The sequence below is a fragment of the Nodularia sp. LEGE 04288 genome (genome assembly GCF_963896525.1).
Taxonomy (GTDB): Bacteria; Cyanobacteriota; Cyanobacteriia; order Cyanobacteriales; family Nostocaceae; genus Nodularia.
Genome location: NZ_CAWQOY010000127.1, coordinates 111,346 through 130,389 on the forward strand (window position 1 = coordinate 111,346; position 19,044 = coordinate 130,389).

Here is a 19,044-nt window from a genome sequence, read left to right on the forward strand (position 1 = left end):
AAAACTGCAATGCCAGAGCATAAACCTGCTAGAAAACCTTTTAAGTGAGTAAAAGATAAGAACAATAATATGGAAACTAAGATTATTGCATTAGATATGAAATGGCCTTCCTCTGGAAAGATAAAATCTCCACCCAATGTTGAAATTATACCTGCTATAGCTATTAGCAGTAATGAAACAAGAACTAGACAGATTCTGACGTAATTTCGTGTTCCAGATATTGTATAACTAAAGTTGGCATTTGTAAGAATAGTGTTAGTAAAGTTTACTCCTCTAATATCAGCACCTTGAAAATTGGTATTAGCTAGATTCTGATCTTTAAAGGATTTACCACAAAGTTTTTTTCCATGAAAAACATTCGACATGAAACTATAATTTCAAATATTATTAGAGGATGTTTGAAAAATCCTATTGTCGGTAGCAAAAAATTTTATATCCCCCTAAATCCCCGTAAAAAAGGGGGCTACGGGGGATTAATAAGTGCCTAATATCACAACGCGACACTTTTAAAGCGGACTCTTACAATCCTTAATACAAATTTTATATTTGGATTGATCCTTATGTAGTTTGCATCCTATTCTGCACTTTACTTCTTGTAAAATTGTGTTTATGATGCGAGGACCAGCTATGGCAAGTCTTATTTTTTCTTTTTTTTCTATTCTTTTAATTAATAAATCCAGTTTTCCTTCTATTTCATTTACTTCTACTTCAATATTAGAATCATTAAAATCATTTAATAATGATTCAAGAAAACGATTTCTAGCTTCCTCATCATTTTCTATTGGTAGTAGAATCCAATCTAAAAATAATTTTCTTTGAATAAGTGTGTATTGGTTAAATTCTGGAACTAAAGTAGTTATGTCCATATTTTTTGGTTTAGTAGCTTTTACTGATTTTCTAAAAAAGCGATAGGTGACAGTGAAGTTAACTTATGCAGTCTTTGCTAGATGCAAAGGCGATTGACAGCAATTAACCTCTTGATAATACCGTAATCGACACCATTTCTCTGATTGACTGACAAAACTCAAGTAAAGTAACAGTAAAAGTATAATTTGAGACCAAACAAGAAAGCAAAACTAGAAATAACGCCCAACGCTTTTACAGTCGAGCTTGAGCATTTGTGAAGTTAGCACCAGTAAAATCAGCACCACTAAAATTTGCACCCTCAAGGTTTTGACCTTTGAAAGAATGACCTCTGAGATTTTTACCGGATAAGTCTTGGGTCATGGCTAAGTACAGTAGGCAAATTTCTGATGTTTTCTAACTTAGCTACAGATATACCACGAATATTTCCGGTCTAGTAAGTAGCTCAAATTAAAAAACGTAATCCCCAGATCCCCGACTTCTTCGAGAAGTCGGGGATCTATATCCTCAATGTTTTATGTTTAATTATGTTGACTTACTTAGTTGAAATAACAGATTAGGCTATTGTTGAAACAGCTTGTAAAAAATCGAATTTCGACGCATAAAATATATTATCGATTTTAAGTTCTGGGAAAGATTGCTGACTCGGTGTGAGGATCAAAAAAGTGCAGTCTTTCGGGATTTAACGATAACCATAATTGCTCACCAACACTTACTAATCTATCTGGTGGTATTCGTACTTGGAGATAATTATCTGTATGAATAATTTGAGATTCTGGTTCTGAAATTCTCACTGCTAGGAAAGAATCATTACCCAGATTTTCTACTAAGTCTACTTTTACGGGTAAATTTTTGGTCGCAGGTACGCTCAAAATTAAATGTTCTGGGCGAATACCTAAAATAATGGTTTGCTTATCGTATTTTCGCAGCGCTGTTTCCCAAGTTTCTGGGAGGGTAAGACGGAAATTATGATGAGTAATTAACAACGGCGCATGAAATGTTACAGGAATAAAATTCATCGGTGGTGAACCAATAAACTCGGCGACAAAGCGGTTTGCAGGGCGGTTATAAAGTTCTAATGGGGAAGCTACTTGCTGAATCTGACCTTGATTCATAATCGCAATGCGATCGCCCATTGTCATCGCTTCGGTTTGGTCGTGGGTAACGTAAATCGTCGTAGTTCCTAGTTGGCGTTGCAATTTGACAATTTGGGCGCGAGTTTCGGCGCGGAGTTTTGCATCCAAGTTAGAAAGGGGTTCATCCATTAAAAACACTTGAGGATCACGGGCGATCGCTCTTCCTAATGCTACCCGTTGTCTTTGTCCCCCAGATAGCTGTTTGGGTAAGCGATTCAGCAAGGTTTCCATTTGCAATAATTGAGCCACATTTCTTACTTGCTGGTCTACTTGCCTTTCTCTGTCTGAAATGTAACGCAGTCCTTTAGGTAACTTTCTGGTAACACCCACCAGCAGATTTTTCGCCCAATCAGGAAGTGAAGAGTCCTGAGTTTCCCGATGCTCTAATTCTCGCCGGCGGAGTCCAAAGGCGATGTTGTCATACACCGTCATGTGGGGATAGAGGGCGTAATTTTGAAACACCATTGCAATGTCTCTTTCTTTGGGAGGTAGATCATTGATTAGGCGATCGCCTACAGTAATATTTCCTCCTGTCATTGCTTCCAACCCAGCGATTAACCGCAGTAGAGTGCTTTTACCACAACCCGAAGGACCGACAAGCACCATAAATTCACCATCGGCGATAGTTAGGTTAATTCGCCGTAAGACAGTAATAATGTCTGTTTCTGGAGTTGGATCATTTTTTTGGCGATCGCTAGGAGAGGTTGGAGCAGCTACACTTTCCCCCTTGCGCTGGGGAAAACTTTTATAGATATTTTCTAAGACAACTTGCGCCACGAGTATTTGGGGTAATGGTATGCAATGGATAACTGATTCCACAAAGCGGAACATTCAGCGCCCATGATATATGTTACCTGTGACGACGAAAAGTAAAAAATAGCTGTCAGCAAAAAGAGCAAACTACCCTAGATTTATCGCAGTATCAGTAGGTATTCTCATGACTACCGATGTAACTGAAAATCCTGTCCATGAAATTGTAGATGTAACAACTACCGATTGTTGTATTGTCGGTGGTGGTCCAGCCGGGGCGGTTTTGGGACTACTCTTAGCACGTCAAGGCGTTTCTGTAACCTTGTTGGAAGCGCATAAAGATTTTGACCGGGACTTTCGGGGGGACACAATTCACCCCTCGGTAATGGAAATTATGGAAGAGTTGGGGTTAAGCGATCGCTTGCTACAACTACCCCATGCAAAAATGCACAGTCTGAGGATTCGCACTCCTGAAAATACCGTCACCTTAGCCGATTTTAGTCACCTGAAAACCCGCTATCCTTACATCACAATGATGCCCCAGGTAAAATTTCTGGAGTTCATCACCCAAGAAGCAGCAAAATATCCGAATTTTCACTTAGTCATGGGTGCGAATGTGCAGGAATTAATTGAGGAAAATGGCGTAATTCAAGGTGTCCGTTATCGGCAAGGCGGCGGCTGGCATGAAGTCCGGGCTGTACTGACAGTGGGTGCAGATGGTCGTCACTCACGTTTAAGACAACTGGGTGGTTTTGAGTCTATTCAAGCTTCGCCGCCAATGGATGTTCTCTGGTTCCGTTTACCCCATCACCCAGAAGACCCAGAAGGAGGCATAGGAAACCTTGCTCAAGGTCGGATTGTGGCTATGCTGGATCGTGGTGATGAGTGGCAACTTGCCTATGTGATTCCTAAAGGTGGTTATCAGCAGATTCGGGCTGCTGGGTTAGAGGAATTGAAAAAATCTGTAGTCGAAGTTGTGCCAAGTTTAAGCACGCGCATCGAACATTTACAAGATTGGTCACAGGTATTCTTTCTCTGTGTGGAATCCAGTTTCGTCAAACGCTGGTATCGTCCGGGACTGTTACTCATAGGTGATGCGGCTCATATTATGTCCCCAGTGGGAGGAGTGGGTATTAACTATGCAATTCAGGATGCTGTCGTAGCTGCCAATATCCTCAGTCAACCTCTGAAAAACAAACATATAGAACTGAGTGATTTAGCAAAAGTGCAGCGCCAACGAGAGTTACCTACCCGGTTTATTCAAGCATTTCAGAGCTTAATTCAGAAACGAGTTTTAGCTCCGGTTCTTAAATCACAGCAGACTTTTAAACCTCCGGTTTGGTTACGCTTGCCCATTTTACGCGACCTTCCAGGGCGGTTAATTGGCTTGGGGATTTTTCCTGTCCATGTCCAAACTTAACTTGCAGTATTTTTTCTGTCGTTGAATGGTATAATTGTACTACTCATGCAGAATCCAATGCTCGTTGTAGTCAAGCGAAAGTAGAGATTAGCATCCCAAATGCTGTTCAAAACTGTCGCTTGGCTTTTATGCTAGAAAAGACCCAAGCTGAAAATGTTGTCAGAAATTTATTCAGGCAAATTACAAATATTTAGCTAATAAAACCCTTATTTCCCACACAGTATTTTTACAGTCAGGAGGATTTCATGAATAGCTGCGTTTTAATGGCAGAAATCATTCAAGAACCACAATTACGCTATACCGCCGATAACTTAGCCATCACGGAAATGCTGGTGCAGTTTCCCAATTCTCAGCGCGCAGAAGACCAGTTAGTCACCTTAAAAGTGGTGGGCTGGGGGAATATGGCTACAGAAATTCAGCAAAATTATCATATAGGCGATCGCGTCATCTTAGCAGGACGCTTAGGGATGCATACTGTGGAGCGTCAAGAAGGTTTTAAAGAAAAACGTGCTGAATTGGTAGTACAACAGATTCAACCTTTAGGAAGTGGTTTGGGTTCATCACCATCAACAACTATCACTCCATCAGACACCGCAACAGCCCCAGCAGTTTCATCTTCACAGAACCAAGTAGAGTTACATCCAGTAACCAGCCCGGCTACAGCTCCCGTTAGCGTTGCTCCTCAGCCGACAAAGTTCGTACCCACACCCCCACCCCAAAATTTTGAGCGCACCACTTATCCTCCAGTCAAAGAGCAAGAACCAGACCCAGATGATATTCCTTTCTAAGTAGTCAGTACAGACGCGATTAATCGGTCTATACTCAATATTTTTACTGGGAAATTAGAATTAATTAGTCAAGGATGAGCTGTCTGTATCTCACACAGGTGTCTCATCCTTTTCTGAGTTTTGGACTTTGGATCAACAGGGGAAACATGAAGTGCGATCGCTGATCATTGATAACTACGATTCTTATACATTTAATCTCTATCAGATGATCGCCGAAGTCAATGGAGAACTTCCCCTAGTAATTCGTAACGATCAAATTGACTGGAAGGACTTAAAAAAACTCAAATTCGACAATGTTGTCATTTCTCCCGGCCCCGGTCGTCCAGAAAAGTCTGAAGATTTTGGTATCTGTCGAGAAGTGATTCAAAAGGTAAATGTACCCCTATTGGGCGTTTGTCTCGGTCATCAAGGACTAGCTCATGTCTATGGTGGAACTGTGATTCATGCGCCAGAAATTAGGCACGGGCGATTGAGTAAGATATATCATAATGAATCTGAATTATTTAAGGGGATTCCGCATGGCTTTTCTGTTGTCCGCTACCACTCCTTAATAGTTGCAGAAGATTTACCCAGCTGTCTGGAAAAAGTAGCTTGGACTGAAGAAGGACTGATAATGGCGCTGCGTCATCGATATTTACCATTTTGGGGCGTACAGTTTCATCCAGAATCGATCTGTACAGAATATGGTAGAAAACTTTTAGAAAATTTCCGAGATATTACCGAAAAATTTACTCAAAATCAATTAGGAATATGCACTAGAAACGGGGAAGTTTTTTCACCACTACAACAGCACCCCAGCCCCCCAGCCTCTTCTGATGCTCAGTACCAAGTTTGCAGTAAAAAATTAGATATCTATCTGGATGCAGAACAGGTATTTGTGCATTTATTTGGGGAAGATACTCATGCTTTTTGGCTTGATAGCAGCTTAGTTGAAACTGGTCTTTCTCGTTTCTCCTTTATGGGAGGGAGTGGTGGTTTAAATAGCTTGTTGGTTGAGTACCATACCCAAAGTAAAGAAATAACTATTACTCAGTCAAGTACGGTGACACGCCGCACAGAAAGTATTTTTGATTATCTCAAACGGGAAATTGATTACAGACAGTGTAAATCTGATCACCTACCTTTTGACTTCAATTGTGGGTTTGTGGGCTACTTTGGTTATGAACTCAAGGCAGAATGTGGATCTGAGCTAGTTCATTCTGCGTCGCTTCCCGATGCTATGTTTCTTTTAGCTGATCAAATCATTGTGTTTGACCACGAAGAACAGACTGTATATTTGGTATGTCTGATCAAAAACCAAGAAACGACACAAGCACAAGCTTGGTTTGAGTCAACAGAGAAACAACTTCGCACTCTAGCTCCCCTTCCGCCTATTCTAGCGATTGGTAGCAAAGAACCTGTAGTTTTCCGCTTCAGTCGCTCTCACGAGACTTACATAGATGATATTCAAAAGTGTCTAAGTGAAATTAAGGAGGGGGAGAGTTACCAAATTTGTTTAACTAACAAGCTTTATACAGACAGCACCCCTAATCCACTGGAATTTTATCGCACCTTACGGCGAGTTAATCCAGCACCTTACTCAGCATTTCTGCGCTTTGGTGAAATTGCGATCGCTTGTTCATCTCCAGAAAGATTTTTACGCATTGACCGCGCCGGTTGGGTAGAAACGAAGCCGATCAAAGGTACTTCCAGACGTGGACAGACTCCCGCAGAAGATCAAATACTTTGTGAACAATTGCGTCACAGCGAAAAAGACCGGGCTGAAAACTTGATGATTGTAGATTTGTTACGCAACGATTTAGGCTTAGTCTGTGAAGTCGGCAGTATCCACGTGCCAAAATTGATGGATGTAGAAACTTATGCCACAGTGCATCAACTTGTCAGTACAATTCGGGGTTGCTTGCTCCCAGATATGAAGGCTACAGACTGCATCAAAAAGGCATTTCCTGGTGGTTCGATGACAGGTGCGCCGAAAATTAGGACTATGAAAATTATCGATGAATTAGAGCAAGAAGCACGTGGAGTTTATTCAGGCGCAATTGGGTTTTTAGCGCTGAATGGTGCAGCAGACTTAAATATTGTGATCCGGACTGCACTTTTAACTCCCAATGGTACTTCTATTGGCATCGGTGGTGGTATTGTGGCATTATCCGATCCTGAAGCTGAATTTGAGGAAGCTTGCCTAAAAGCAAAGGCATTAATTCAGGCTTTATCACCCAATGCGGTAAAAATATAGATTATATGCAAAAAACCTATTAAACCTTCTTCCCTTGGCGTTCTTTGCGTCTTGGCGGTTCGTTTAAATAAATTAAACTTGCACTTTACAGCAAAACAAAAGTCAAATGGATAAACAGCGTCTCAAAAAAGTTTTAATTGGTGATTTATCCTGGAAAAGATTGTTAAAATCTTTAATTTTTATATATTTATTTTTTGCTGGATATGTTTATTTTCGTGCAGATAGGATGATTTTCTTACCTCAACCATCTAGCTATCAAGATACTGAAGAAATATTAAAGTTAAAGAGTCAGGGCGAAACGAAAATTTCAGCAGTGCATTTAGTGAATCCTACAGCTAATTATACAATTCTTTATGCTCATGGTAATGCTGAAGATTTAGGCGACATTAAACAACTTCTAGAAAAATTGCGTGATTTTGGTTTCAATGTCTTGGCTTATGATTATCGCGGTTATGGTACAAGCGCAGGTATACCCACGGAAAAGAACGCTTATCATGATATTGATGCTGCTTACAACTATTTAGTCCAAGATTTAAAGATACTCCCACAGAATATTATTGTTTTTGGACGTTCCGTGGGAGGGGGTTCAGCAGTAGATTTAGCGGTGCGCCAGCCTGTGGGGGGTTTAATTCTCGAAAGCACTTTTACTTCTGCTTTTCAAGTCATCATACCTGCGAAAATTTTGCCATTTGATAAGTTCAATAATATAGACAAAATCCAACAAGTCACTTGTCCAGTATTGATTATGCACGGTAAAGCTGATGAGACGATTCCTCTTGCTCATGCTAAAAAGTTATATGCTGCTGCACCGTCACCAAAGCTGGCATTATGGGTGGAAGATGCAACTCATAATGATTTTTTCTGGGTAGCTGGTGAAAGATATGAAAATATTTTGAGAGAGTTTACCAAGATTCTGAAGAAAAACGAGCGATCGCCATTATTCACTCATAAATTGGTTGGTAGGGGGATGATCAACGAAAATTACCAGGATTCAACCGATTAGGGCTTTGAGGTTGAGGCTGAGAATTACTTGCTGCGCCATTTTGTCGCAGAGTCCCGCCATCTTGAGGCGCGAGGTAAGGTTTCAAATTGATCCCACTTCTAGATGCATTCGCCCGATTGTTACCACCACCAAGAAGTGAGCGGCCTAAGTTGTATAATCCATTCACTCCTCCCCCACTGGAATCGCCATAAGTGTTGACAGCTAACGTTTGTTGTCCACTATCAGCAGTCATCAAGTTTTGGAAAACGCTATTGCGTACCACAAAGGGATCTTGTCCACGGGGTACTGTCAGCACAATGCGGCAAAAAGGATTAGTCTCTGTAGTCACACAGACAATATTTTCATTATTTTCTACAGCTGTCTGAAGTTCTTGTAAACCATCGGGGCGATATAATTCTAAACGACTGGCGATCGCTGCACAGCGTTTTTCTGGACTCCAACCACCACCCAAAGTCGCCGGTGCTGCCCAAGGAAAGAATTGCCCTGGAATATTTTGTGGCTGATACATGACCGTGTACTGTCCATTGTAAAATTGACAGGTGAACCGAGTCCCACTAGTTACATTTGGTGTAGTTGTGGGTGTGCCTGTTGGTATGCCTGTGGGCGTTGATGTCCCGCCTGAAGGTATTGTTGGGACAACAACATCACCGGAAGTAGAATCATTAAATTGAGCAAATGCTACAGAATTACCCAGGCATAAAGATAAGCCAATACTACTCAAAAATACCAATTTTAAAGGTTGTGAAAACATAAATTATTACCCAATGTCAATTGGTTAGAGAACTGAATAACTTAAGTGACGAATAACTTTGGACTTTTGATTCATCAAGAACGAGATTTTTTTTGCTCTCGTGATTTTTTCTCTTCAAGTAGCTGTTTCACCCGTGTTTGCACTTCTAAATGTCGCTCAACTCCCTCATAGGCGTAACGGTTATAGTTCCCACGGGTAATTAAATTTTCTAAATAACTAACTCGTTCACTACCGCCTGGGTGAGAAGATAACCAAAGGGGAATCAAATTTCTTTGTTGTTTTTCTAATGTCACCATTAAGTTACGCAAGCCATCAGCAGCATATCCGCCAGCCACGATCAAACGCGTACCGAAATTATCTGCTTGACGTTCCATATCACGACTATAATTGAGTGCAAAAAGTTGACCGATAGTACCGCCTAGAGGTAAATACTGGGTGACATTAGCAATCAGATTTCCTTGGGTGACTAATTGAAAGCCATGAGATAGCACTGTATGAGATAATTCATGACCAATTAAACCCGCTAATTCGGCTTCGGAATTTGTTTTAGCGATCGCACCAGCATTAATAAAGATTTTGCCCCCAGGGAGTGCAAAGGCGTTGAGGTCTTCTTGAGGAATAACAAAGAATTCATATTTAAAATCATGCCTTCCTGCGACCTTCACCAGTTTCTCACCGATATCATTCACATAGGCTGTCACAGTTTCATCCTCGATTAAATCCAACTGTCTTTTGGCCTGTGTTGCGATCGATTCACCGATAGCTTCTTCACCTCTGAACAGCATAATCGTCGAGTCAATGGCAGAAAAGGGTCCCTGAAGACCGCCAGTCACGGCGTAACCTAATGCACCTGTGATCACATTTGCGATCGTATTACCTCTAATCTCTGATTTAATGTGAGATTTGAAGTTGTTGAGATTTTTATCCGCTAAATCTTTAAATTCAGATGCTTGAGGATGATTTGGGTTGAGAAGGGCAAATTGACGCGCCGCTAAAGACGCTTCCATCCATTTTTGAGCTTCAGCTAGTGCGGTGATTCTAGCTTGAATCAGAGTTGATTCCTGGGGATAAAGCGAAGATGCACGTTCTAATACCTCTAATGCTTCTTGAGGGCGGTTGTACTGTTTTAAAACCTCTGCAAATCGAATATGACCAGGGATAAATTCTGGATACTGTTCCACCAATAATTGCAGAGGTACAACAGTTCTTGTTTGCAGATTCTGGGCAATTCCCGCCGTAGATTCCCGCCAATAGACTTTACCTGCTGGAGAAAGTTGCTGAGGGTCAAGTATTGCGGCTTTGCGTTCTTGGTCTGTAAGTTTTGTGGTAAACGGTGCTTTCACCTCTCGATACAGTTTTTCCGCCTCAGAAATTTTTCCTTCCAGAAAAAGCTGGTCTGCTTCTATGAGTTTTTCCTGACGCGCAAGTTCCTCTGGACTGAGTGCAGGGGACTCTGGCGGTTGCGATTCAGTTTCGTCAGGCTGGGCTTCTGTGGGTGTGCTGGTAGTCTCAATAATGATCGTCGGCGCAGCAGGTTCTTGTGCGGGAACGGGTGCTATTAGTTGCGTCAGGATAATTAACAGCGATGTGCCGAATGCCAGCAGCAGAGATTTTCTGGTTCTGTTCATAACTCAGTAAATCGAAAGGTTTTTTTGAAAAGAGCGATCGCTTTACAAGTAATTAGGACTTACGGACAAATTACGGAATAACGAACTGTATTGGGGGGATACAGCAGTTCCCGGTATTATAAGGTACAGATATTAATGATAAAACTCTTGTGGTGCGGGCATCTTGCCCGCTATGTGTACCTCATAGCAGAAGGAAGTGCTGTAAAGAACAAAGATGGTTTGATGAAATGAAGCAATTTATTTTCTGGAAATCCCCAATACACCAAGAATAGTGATTTTTCACAATCGCATGGAAATAGCTGTTTCTGGGTCGTATCCGCTACCCTGACAAAACTGATCTACCCAAGAAGCCAGACGAGAGGCATGATGACTGGGTAATTGATCAACTTTACGGGGAATATCTTTGGGTTTTGGTGGTATTTTTCGATACTTGCCATTGACCTCAACTGGGGATTTAAGAAGACAGTCACGTAAAAAGAAAATCCCAGTTAAACAATTTATCTTGAGCAGAAGAATCCAAAACTTGATGGGTACATGATGAAACCACGAGTTCCTCACTTTAGGGGGCGGGATAGTTTTGGCTTTGTTAACCACGTCAATAGTAATTGCTAATGGCGATCGCACTGGTTGATCTTGACCTAGTAAACCGGAGAGTGATTTGGCGGAGTGTAACACCTTAGTAGAAGGCGGGGAAACAACCTTAGTAGCCACCGCCACAGATGAACCAAGTTTTTGCTGAGGAATAATCTCAGGATTTTCTGTATATGCTGACACAGGTTTCTCTAACCGTGGCAGATCATAACAGAGAGTTTCCGCCGGAGAAATCTTAGGCGCAACCGTCACCAAAGGTACAGGTTTGCTTTCAGTATAGTTTTCTGCTAAAGACTCACTTTCAAACTGGGTAGTAATTCTAGAATCCTCTAAGTTTATTAAACGTAACTCTTGATCAGGATTGAAATTGAGACCTAAAGCTACGACTATCTGATCGGGATTATTATTCAAATCCAGAATAAAAGAAATTATTTGATCAAACTGTGGTTCTAAAACCGACAAAGTAGCCAAAATAAATCCAGAAGAAGGACGGCGTAGACCATTATAAGTACCCCAAACCCTCATTTTTACCAGCCAAGAACGATTTTGCTCGTAATAACTCAGCCACTTAATTTTTAGAGATTGACGTAGCTGCTGAATATTCATTTAGATGCCTCGCTTCAGTCAACGATTGTGCCAACTTGTATATTTTAAATTTGCTTATCACTAGGGATGAAACCGATAATAAAGCATTCTTTTAACACTTTGACCACCTAGCAAATGTTGTTCTACCATTAGAGGTACTTCATTGGGTCTAACACCGCTATACCAAACCATATCCGGCAAAACCAGCACCATAGGCCCATTACCACATTGTCCCAAGCAGCCGCTAGCTGTTACCGTCACATCCGGGATAGAAAAAGCTGTAAAAGCCGCTAATACCTCTGCTGCACCTTGCTTTTTACAGGTGCGATTTTGGCACACCCGCACACATCTCACAACAGAGTTCGAGTTGATTTGAGAAGAGTTTGATGGTTGACTGATATTTGACATTGATCAATTAGTGGTAGATACGCTGAAGACTGGTGACATGACACTATACCCATAGGGAGTATTTTAGTCGTGCAAATGTATTTTAAATTCCCCCTTGTTAAGCAGCGAAACCAGATTCCTGCTCCCTCTCCTGGCGAAGGAACCACAGTGTACACACAAATGATTAAATTACACCAAATCCTTTTTGTCGGGTGTGTTATCGCGCAGCACAACGCACCATCCTAGATTTTCGGTGCGTTAGTACTTTAGTCCATAACGCACCCTTGGTCATACTAGACCGCTTCGTAGCATGGGTCACCACAAACATCTCGTTGACAGAACTCGAACAGTCGCCAGAGTCCAAGCTTTAAATACAGATGTTTAATGTGGGCAAGATTTTCCAACTTGTGTGTACATCGTAGCTTTACCAATACCAAAGAGAAAGGCTAGATGTCAGGTTAGGGAACACCAAAAAATAAATTACCCAAAAATTGTAGGGTGGGTTAGCGCAGCGTAACCCACCATTATCCTACAAATTAATTGGGGATTTTATTCCTTGGAAGTCCCTTATGTATTTTATTAAGTAGGTGGGAATCGGAAAAACCAAACTATATTACGACTCGTAAACACCCATGAAACCCTTACCAATGATTTACCCTGAGCGTAGGCGAAGGGCTAAGGAAAAAGGACTACCCCACAAGTTAACTTTATTTACGCCCACCTACTTAAATCTGCCGTCCTCAGTCTTAGAGTTGACATTAAACAATTGTAAAATCATGAGGCTTAACAGATTTGTTCAACCCATTTGCGAAGAAGTCGAGAATAGTTTGAGCTAGTGCCTTTGATGCCAAATAAGGACACCATTACTAATAGTTTTAAACATATTGGTCAGTGACATATCCTCTGGAAGTACAAAATTTTAGGTAAAGATTGAATAGCTAAAGCTTCTGCTACAGAAATTCGCCGGACTTGGTAGGGATGTAAATGTACTTCGTTATTACCATAGCAAGCTGTCGGAGAGTAACGCCATCTATGCGGACGTTTAAAAGATTTATTAGAAACATCTCCTTCATCAATAGCCGTAAATCTCACAATACCTGCCCTTGGTTTAAAATAATGCCGAGCATTAGGATGATGCAACAGATCATTTTTTCTAAACCAGATTCAACTGTTAGTTCTTGAGGTATATCTTCAGAACAAGGAATCATATTAGTGTTCATCTTGCTATGACAAACCCCCATAAGGATGATCTTACAGGGGCTTTATGTCTAAGCGGGCGGCGGGAATCGAACCCGCATTATTAGCTTGGAAGGCTAAAGTTTTACCACTAAACTACGCCCGCAAAACCAAAAAACATTTAATTAGTTAAATGCCTAATACACAAAAGACAGATAAACTAAAATTAATGTATTTATCTTAGCTTGCACACAGACATAAGTCAATATAGCATAAAATAATTTTATTGCACAAGATAATTTTCAAAATATTTTATGCTGGGCATTTTTGGTACAATTGAGCAATGACAGAGAAACCCGATGCTGACCGGAAGTCAGTTGATTCTCAACAATTTACCGAGCCGACTGATGGCACAGCTAAGTCGGTAAATAGTGCTTGGTCAAACCGCATTACTCGTATCTGGAATAAAACTACAACCAGCTTGGTGAAGCTCTTACCTGTAGAGCAAGTAACACAGACCATAGTTCAATGGTTTAGTGTCAGTGAAACTGAGGTGGCAGAGATTTTGGCGAAAGTTCGAGCCGAATTGCCAACCACAGAGGCCTTGCTGATTGGTAAGCCCCAAGCTGGTAAAAGTTCCATTGTCCGAGGCTTAACAGGAGTATCTGCGGAAATTGTGGGTCAGGGATTTCGTCCCCACACTCAACATACCCAGCGTTACGCCTATCCTTCTAATGAACTACCATTGCTGATTTTCACAGATACAGTGGGACTGGGAGATGTGAATCAGGACACTCAAGCGGTCATTCAGGATTTAATCAGTGATTTACAACAGTCGAGTCGCTGCGCTAGAGTCTTGATTTTGACAGTCAAAATTAATGATTTTGCCACTGAGACACTGCGACAAATTGCGGAAAAACTACGTCAGCAGTATCCAGAGATTCCCTGTCTACTGGCTGTTACCTGTTTACATGAAATTTATCCCCCCAGTACAGCCGATCATCCTGATTATCCCCCAGACTATGAGGAAGTCAACCGCGCCTTTGCAGCCATTGAGCAAGCTTTTGCAGGACTATATGATCGCTCTCTCCTCATCGACTTCACTTTAGAAGAAGATGAATATAATCCTGTGTTTTATGGCTTAGAAGTATTACGGGATTCCCTGGCAGAACTACTTCCAGAAGCAGAAGCTCGTGCAATTTATCAGTTGTTAGATGATGCAGCTGGTAAGCAACTGGGCGACATTTACCGGGATACTGGACGGCGTTACATTTTGCCATTTTCGATTATGGCAGCGGCTTTAGCGGCTGTACCATTGCCATTCGCCACCATGCCAGTTTTAACTTCCTTGCAAGTATCAATGGTAGGTCTGCTAGGAAAATTATATGGGCAGACGCTGACTCCATCACAGGCAGGAGGTGTTGTCAGTGCGATCGCAGGTGGTTTTTTAGCCCAGGCTGTTGCACGAGAGTTAATCAAATTTGTGCCTGGTTTCGGTAGCGTCATCGCTGCTTCTTGGGCTGCTGCTTACACTTGGGCGCTGGGAGAAGGTGCTTGTGTTTATTTTGGTGACTTGATGGGTGGTAAGAAACCCGATCCTCAGAAAATTCAGGCGGTGATGAAAGAAGCTTTTCAGAAAGCACAGGAAATGTTTAAAGGGATCAAAAGTTGAAAGAATGTCTAAAAACTTTTGGTCACTGGGGCTTTACCATCAAAAAACTGAAGATTTATTTTCTGTTGCTTGCACAAATGCTTCAAATTGACCATTGGGTGTCCATTGGATAGCACCATCCTCTCTAGTAAAAAATAGTTTTGTCTGGTTTTTACTCAGTTCAGATAAGGTTTTTGAGTCAAGGTTAGCAGAAGAGGCGATCGCCACCTGTGGTTGAAACACTTGTACTAAATCTCTCAAAGACTGAGGGCTACACCACAACACTTGCGGACGCAGCAAGCTTCCCGCCTTATATAGTTGTTCCACCTCTTGAGACTTGACATTACCCACCAATAGCCAATTTTGACCTTGAATTTGAAATTGTAAAACAGGTAACTGTTCATTAATTAACTGAGCAACCACCGAACTAGTATTGACTGTTTGACCAGGTGCTAAAGGTTGGTAAATTCCTTGTTGCTTTTGGACTTCCTGTTGAATTGCTTGAGCAGCAATGGTACTTGTGAGGTTGGGTGAATATTCATAAAAATTTCTAATTGGTAGAGTTTGCAGCACTTCCAACCAAGCATTACTATCCTCATATTTAGAATTACTAGCGATGCCATAGGCGATCGCCCAATCTATTTGATTAATGCCCTGCTGTTGTAGAAATGGTAGAATTGTGAAGCGTCCAGTCCCCTCATCACCACTATTAATCAGTGTCACTCTTCCTCGGTCTTGAATGACTACAACCGGTTCTGTACCTGCGGCTAAGACTGTGATTCTCAATAATGTATTTGCAGAATGCCAAAATGGGATCACCACCAAACCAATAGCCATTAAACCTGCAAACCACCAGCGTTTCTGCCACCAACGTACTAGCCAAACCGAAATAACCACTGCATATATGCCTAGTAACTGCCACGTAGATATACTTCCCAAACTCAGAGAATTACCCGGCAAGTTGCTGAATGATTCGACTAATTTAATCAGCCAATCAGTAGGATAATGTAATCCTCCTGCTAAAGCGCTACCAGCCGCAGGCCAAATTAATGCGGCGATCGCACTGATAATTCCACCTATACTAATCATGGCAATCAAAGGTGTGCTGATGATATTCAGTAACACACCATAAGCAGGCATAACCCCAAATACATAAAGTTGCAGAGGTAAAGTCCAAATCGTAGCCGCCAGAGGCACAGCAATTAAAGAAGCGATCGCTGGTGGTAACCAATCTAAGCGTTTCACAAGTGCGGGGACTGTGACGATTAACCCTAGTGTTGCTAAAAAACTCAATTCAAAGCCTAAATCCCAAATCCATAACGGGTTAATCAGCAATAATAGAGTTGCGGCTAATAGTAGAGAGCCAAATTGTTTAACCTTTCTTTTTAATAGCAAACCCACCAAAGCCGCAAAACCCATAATTACGGCACGCAGCACCGAAGGTTGGAACCCCGTTAAACTGAGGAAAATAATTAACGCCAAACAGCCAAAGGTAAATTGTGTTCCCTTCGATGCCCGCCTTGTCAGTTGTAGAATTAAACCCAAGACCAAAGAAACGTGAAATCCTGAAGCTGCCAAAGTATGAGCCAACCCTGCCTTCACAAACAAATCACGAATATCGTAGGGTAAATCAACGGCTTTACTACCCAAAACCATTGCACTGACAAGGGGACCGCCTGGAACACCTAACCAACGAACTTGCGATCGCACAATTCGTTGCCGAATTTGCCACCATCCCCACTGACGTTCATCATACTGATCCAGAACATTAATCTGTCTGCCAGTCAAACCAGCAAATATTCCTTGTTGCTTGAGAAACTTCTGAAAATCGAAAGCACCAGGATTTGATGCGGTTCTCGGCTTGTATAAAATTCCAGTCACAGCAATTTGTTGACCAGGATATAACCCCGTAGCCTGAAGTATTGGCACTGTCACATATAATTTGCCCGTCACACCTTTAGGCACATTAACTGGGCCAGTTTCATTTTTGACCTCATCAAGCTGAGTAGCAGCCAACAAAAATTGCCCTCGTTGGCTACGAGTCAAACGGGGATTACTTACCACCTCCCCACGAACAATCACTAGTTGTTGTTGATTACCGTTATTTGCGGACGAAATAAATGTACTGATATCATTTTCATCTGGTTGTGGCGATCGCCATTGAAAATAAAAAGTTGCTAACAACCCCACCAACCCAGCAACCAGCCATATTCTAGGATGGGGAGCATTTTGCCAAATACTAGGAACCGCCTGAGTTTTACCATGAGCATTTTCAGACTTTTGAGCAAACTGCCCTAATCTGCGTCTTCCAAACAGAAGCGCTCCCACAACCCCAAAACCCAGAACCCAAAACCCACCCCCAGGAACACCCGTCAACAGCAATCCCAGAATAAAGCCAAGACAGATAAACACACCACTTGTCTGAATCATAAGCCACTCATAAAAAAACTTACTTTAAATTCTCCCCTCTCCTTGCCTTCGCGTAGCGTCTCCCTTTGGGAGAAGGAGAGGGGTTGGGGGTGAGGTTCTGTATTTTATTAAATCCACATTCCTCTTAATACATTACCAAACTCACACTGTTATCCCCTTCAGCAGTGGAAAACCCAACTTTTCCCGTTGCTCAACATATAAATGAGCCACCTTCCGAGCCAAATGACGAATCCTCCCAATATAACGAGTTCGTTCCGTCACCGAAATCACACCCCTAGCATCCAGCAAATTAAACGTGTGCGAACACTTCATCACATAATCCAGGCTGGGTACAACCAACCCACGCTCAGTTAATTGACTAGCTTCCTGCTCATATAAATTAAACAGTGTCAGCAGCAACTCAGGATTCGATCCCTCAAAATTGTAAGTACACTGCTCAATCTCACTTTGCAGAAAAACATCACCATAAGTAATAGTGTCCGTCCAATCAATCTTAGTAATAGCTTCCACCTGCTGGAGATACATCACCAGCCGCTCCAAGCCGTAAGTAATTTCAATCGATACAGGACGACAATCAATTCCCCCACACTGTTGGAAATAGGTAAATTGAGTAATTTCCATCCCATCTAACCAGACTTCCCAACCAGTACCCCAAGCGCCCACAGTCGCATCTTCCCAGTTATCTTCCACAAACCGAACATCGTGGTCTTCTGGACGAATGCCCAAAACCCTCAAAGAATCGAGATAAATATCTTGAATATTATCCGGTGACGGCTTAATCAAAACTTGGTACTGATAATAGTGTTGAAAACGATTCGGATTTTCGCCGTAACGGCCATCAGTAGGACGACGACATGGTTCAACATAAGCAACAGACCAAGGTTCCGGTCCCAAAGCCCTTAAAAATGTATGAGGGTTTTTGGTACCCGCCCCCTTCTCAATGTCGTAAGGCTGGGCAATTAAGCAACCACGTTCACCCCAAAATTGGTGCAATAAACTAATAACAGACTGAAAATTCACGCTCTACCCTCCCGTAATCAGCAAAGTGCATAAACCATTGTTGCCTACAACCTAGCACTGTGGGGAGTTTCAGAGACATGAAAAAATAGATTCAAAATAGATTGAAAAAACAGTTGACAAAGATAGGAGCGCTCGCTATATTAGATAAGTGCCTGAGAGACGAGCGCCAAAGAGCGGCGTTTTAAAGACACACCGAACCTTGAAAATATTATAGTTTGAAAGCAATTATACAGCAAATATTGCGCGTCAAGTCAATAAAATAACGAGACTAAAGTTAAAAAACAGTAGTCAAGAAAGAGCTAAAACAAACAAACCAAAACGGAGAGTTTGATCCTGGCTCAGGATGAACGCTGGCGGTATGCTTAACACATGCAAGTCGAACGGTCTCTTCGGAGATAGTGGCGGACGGGTGAGTAACGCGTGAGAATCTGGCTTCAGGTCGGGGACAACCACTGGAAACGGTGGCTAATACCGGATATGCCGAGAGGTGAAAGGCTTGCCGCCTGAAGATGAGCTCGCGTCTGATTAGCTAGTAGGTGTGGTAAAGGCGCACCTAGGCGACGATCAGTAGCTGGTCTGAGAGGATGATCAGCCACACTGGGACTGAGACACGGCCCAGACTCCTACG

The 19,044-nt window shown here is 42.0% G+C and carries 13 protein-coding genes, 1 tRNA gene, 1 rRNA gene and 3 pseudogenes; 6 read left to right on the forward strand and 12 right to left on the reverse strand.

Annotated elements, in window-relative coordinates; genetic code table 11:
- Positions 1–263: 263 nt before the first annotated feature.
- The 4 genes and pseudogenes from AACX33_RS17215 to AACX33_RS17230 all read right to left on the reverse strand — a co-directional run.
- Positions 264–365: pseudogene (locus AACX33_RS17215) on the reverse strand (pentapeptide repeat-containing protein); the annotation flags it as partial.
- A 141-nt stretch (positions 366–506) separates the two neighbouring features.
- On the reverse strand, positions 507–866 hold the full coding sequence (locus tag AACX33_RS17220; RefSeq protein WP_194002441.1) for a hypothetical protein: 360 nt from the start codon (positions 864–866) through the stop codon (positions 507–509).
- Positions 867–1,113: 247 nt separating this feature from the next.
- Positions 1,114–1,227: pseudogene (locus AACX33_RS17225) on the reverse strand (pentapeptide repeat-containing protein); the annotation flags it as partial.
- Between the two features lie 257 nt (positions 1,228–1,484).
- Entirely contained in the window at positions 1,485–2,777 is a 1,293-nt protein-coding gene (locus AACX33_RS17230; RefSeq protein WP_194002638.1) for an ATP-binding cassette domain-containing protein, read from the reverse strand.
- Positions 2,778–2,937: 160 nt separating this feature from the next.
- Here AACX33_RS17230 and AACX33_RS17235 point away from each other — a divergent pair, with 160 nt between their 5' ends.
- From AACX33_RS17235 to AACX33_RS17250, 4 genes are all read left to right on the forward strand, one after another.
- Positions 2,938–4,170 carry an FAD-dependent oxidoreductase gene (locus AACX33_RS17235; RefSeq protein ID WP_194002437.1) on the forward strand — a complete coding sequence of 411 codons (1,233 nt, stop codon included), beginning with the start codon at positions 2,938–2,940 and terminating at the stop codon, positions 4,168–4,170.
- A 245-nt stretch (positions 4,171–4,415) separates the two neighbouring features.
- Positions 4,416–4,958 (forward strand): single-stranded DNA-binding protein, encoded by a 543-nt coding sequence (locus AACX33_RS17240; protein ID WP_194002435.1) that lies wholly within the window; start codon positions 4,416–4,418, stop codon positions 4,956–4,958.
- 151 nt (positions 4,959–5,109) lie between these two features.
- The gene (gene pabB, locus AACX33_RS17245; protein ID WP_194002636.1) at positions 5,110–7,194 is read left to right on the forward strand and encodes an aminodeoxychorismate synthase component I; all 2,085 of its coding nucleotides are present in this window, start codon (positions 5,110–5,112) and stop codon (positions 7,192–7,194) included.
- 106 nt (positions 7,195–7,300) lie between these two features.
- Complete coding sequence (locus tag AACX33_RS17250; RefSeq protein WP_194002433.1) at positions 7,301–8,197, forward strand: alpha/beta hydrolase; 897 nt, start codon at positions 7,301–7,303, stop codon at positions 8,195–8,197.
- Here the strand turns inward: AACX33_RS17250 and AACX33_RS17255 are convergent.
- From AACX33_RS17255 to AACX33_RS17280, 6 genes and pseudogenes are all read right to left on the reverse strand, one after another.
- On the reverse strand, positions 8,166–8,948 hold the full coding sequence (locus AACX33_RS17255; RefSeq protein WP_194002431.1) for a COP23 domain-containing protein: 783 nt from the start codon (positions 8,946–8,948) through the stop codon (positions 8,166–8,168). The two genes, AACX33_RS17250 and AACX33_RS17255, sit on opposite strands and share 32 nt — an antisense overlap.
- A 74-nt stretch (positions 8,949–9,022) precedes the next feature.
- Positions 9,023–10,576 (reverse strand): M48 family metallopeptidase, encoded by a 1,554-nt coding sequence (locus tag AACX33_RS17260; RefSeq protein WP_194002428.1) that lies wholly within the window; start codon positions 10,574–10,576, stop codon positions 9,023–9,025.
- A 279-nt stretch (positions 10,577–10,855) separates the two neighbouring features.
- The gene (locus AACX33_RS17265; protein ID WP_194002426.1) at positions 10,856–11,773 is read right to left on the reverse strand and encodes a DUF5331 domain-containing protein; all 918 of its coding nucleotides are present in this window, start codon (positions 11,771–11,773) and stop codon (positions 10,856–10,858) included.
- Between the two features lie 60 nt (positions 11,774–11,833).
- Complete coding sequence (locus AACX33_RS17270) at positions 11,834–12,160, reverse strand: (2Fe-2S) ferredoxin domain-containing protein (protein ID WP_194002425.1); 327 nt, start codon at positions 12,158–12,160, stop codon at positions 11,834–11,836.
- A 737-nt stretch (positions 12,161–12,897) separates the two neighbouring features.
- Positions 12,898–13,341: pseudogene (locus AACX33_RS17275) on the reverse strand (DNA cytosine methyltransferase); the annotation flags it as partial.
- A 69-nt stretch (positions 13,342–13,410) separates the two neighbouring features.
- Positions 13,411–13,481: transfer RNA gene (locus AACX33_RS17280), tRNA-Gly, on the reverse strand.
- A gap of 177 nt (positions 13,482–13,658) precedes the next feature.
- On the opposite strand from AACX33_RS17280, the gene AACX33_RS17285 reads away from it, so the two are divergent.
- Positions 13,659–14,987 carry a GTPase family protein gene (locus AACX33_RS17285; protein ID WP_194002422.1) on the forward strand — a complete coding sequence of 443 codons (1,329 nt, stop codon included), beginning with the start codon at positions 13,659–13,661 and terminating at the stop codon, positions 14,985–14,987.
- A 39-nt stretch (positions 14,988–15,026) separates the two neighbouring features.
- Here the strand turns inward: AACX33_RS17285 and AACX33_RS17290 are convergent, their stop codons facing one another.
- Both AACX33_RS17290 and glyQ read right to left on the reverse strand, forming a co-directional pair.
- Positions 15,027–17,396 carry a ComEC/Rec2 family competence protein gene (locus AACX33_RS17290; protein WP_194002420.1) on the reverse strand — a complete coding sequence of 790 codons (2,370 nt, stop codon included), beginning with the start codon at positions 17,394–17,396 and terminating at the stop codon, positions 15,027–15,029.
- A 141-nt stretch (positions 17,397–17,537) separates the two neighbouring features.
- Positions 17,538–18,416 (reverse strand): glycine--tRNA ligase subunit alpha, encoded by an 879-nt coding sequence (gene glyQ, locus AACX33_RS17295; RefSeq protein WP_194002418.1) that lies wholly within the window; start codon positions 18,414–18,416, stop codon positions 17,538–17,540.
- A gap of 315 nt (positions 18,417–18,731) precedes the next feature.
- On the opposite strand from glyQ, the gene AACX33_RS17300 reads away from it, so the two are divergent.
- Positions 18,732–19,044, forward strand: a 16S ribosomal RNA gene (locus AACX33_RS17300); the annotation flags it as partial.

Excerpts from the sequence above, each read along its gene's own strand:
- AACX33_RS17220 (WP_194002441.1), bottom strand. The coding sequence starts at position 866 with ATGGACATAACTACTTTAGTTCCAGAATTTAACCAATACACACTTATT.
- AACX33_RS17235 (WP_194002437.1), top strand. The coding sequence starts at position 2,938 with ATGACTACCGATGTAACTGAAAATCCTGTCCATGAAATTGTAGATGTA.
- AACX33_RS17240 (WP_194002435.1), top strand. The coding sequence starts at position 4,416 with ATGAATAGCTGCGTTTTAATGGCAGAAATCATTCAAGAACCACAATTA.
- AACX33_RS17250 (WP_194002433.1), top strand. The coding sequence starts at position 7,301 with ATGGATAAACAGCGTCTCAAAAAAGTTTTAATTGGTGATTTATCCTGG.
- AACX33_RS17255 (WP_194002431.1), bottom strand. The coding sequence starts at position 8,948 with ATGTTTTCACAACCTTTAAAATTGGTATTTTTGAGTAGTATTGGCTTA.
- AACX33_RS17260 (WP_194002428.1), bottom strand. The coding sequence starts at position 10,576 with ATGAACAGAACCAGAAAATCTCTGCTGCTGGCATTCGGCACATCGCTG.
- AACX33_RS17265 (WP_194002426.1), bottom strand. The coding sequence starts at position 11,773 with ATGAATATTCAGCAGCTACGTCAATCTCTAAAAATTAAGTGGCTGAGT.
- AACX33_RS17270 (WP_194002425.1), bottom strand. The coding sequence starts at position 12,160 with ATGTCAAATATCAGTCAACCATCAAACTCTTCTCAAATCAACTCGAAC.
- AACX33_RS17285 (WP_194002422.1), top strand. The coding sequence starts at position 13,659 with ATGACAGAGAAACCCGATGCTGACCGGAAGTCAGTTGATTCTCAACAA.
- AACX33_RS17290 (WP_194002420.1), bottom strand. The coding sequence starts at position 17,396 with ATGATTCAGACAAGTGGTGTGTTTATCTGTCTTGGCTTTATTCTGGGA.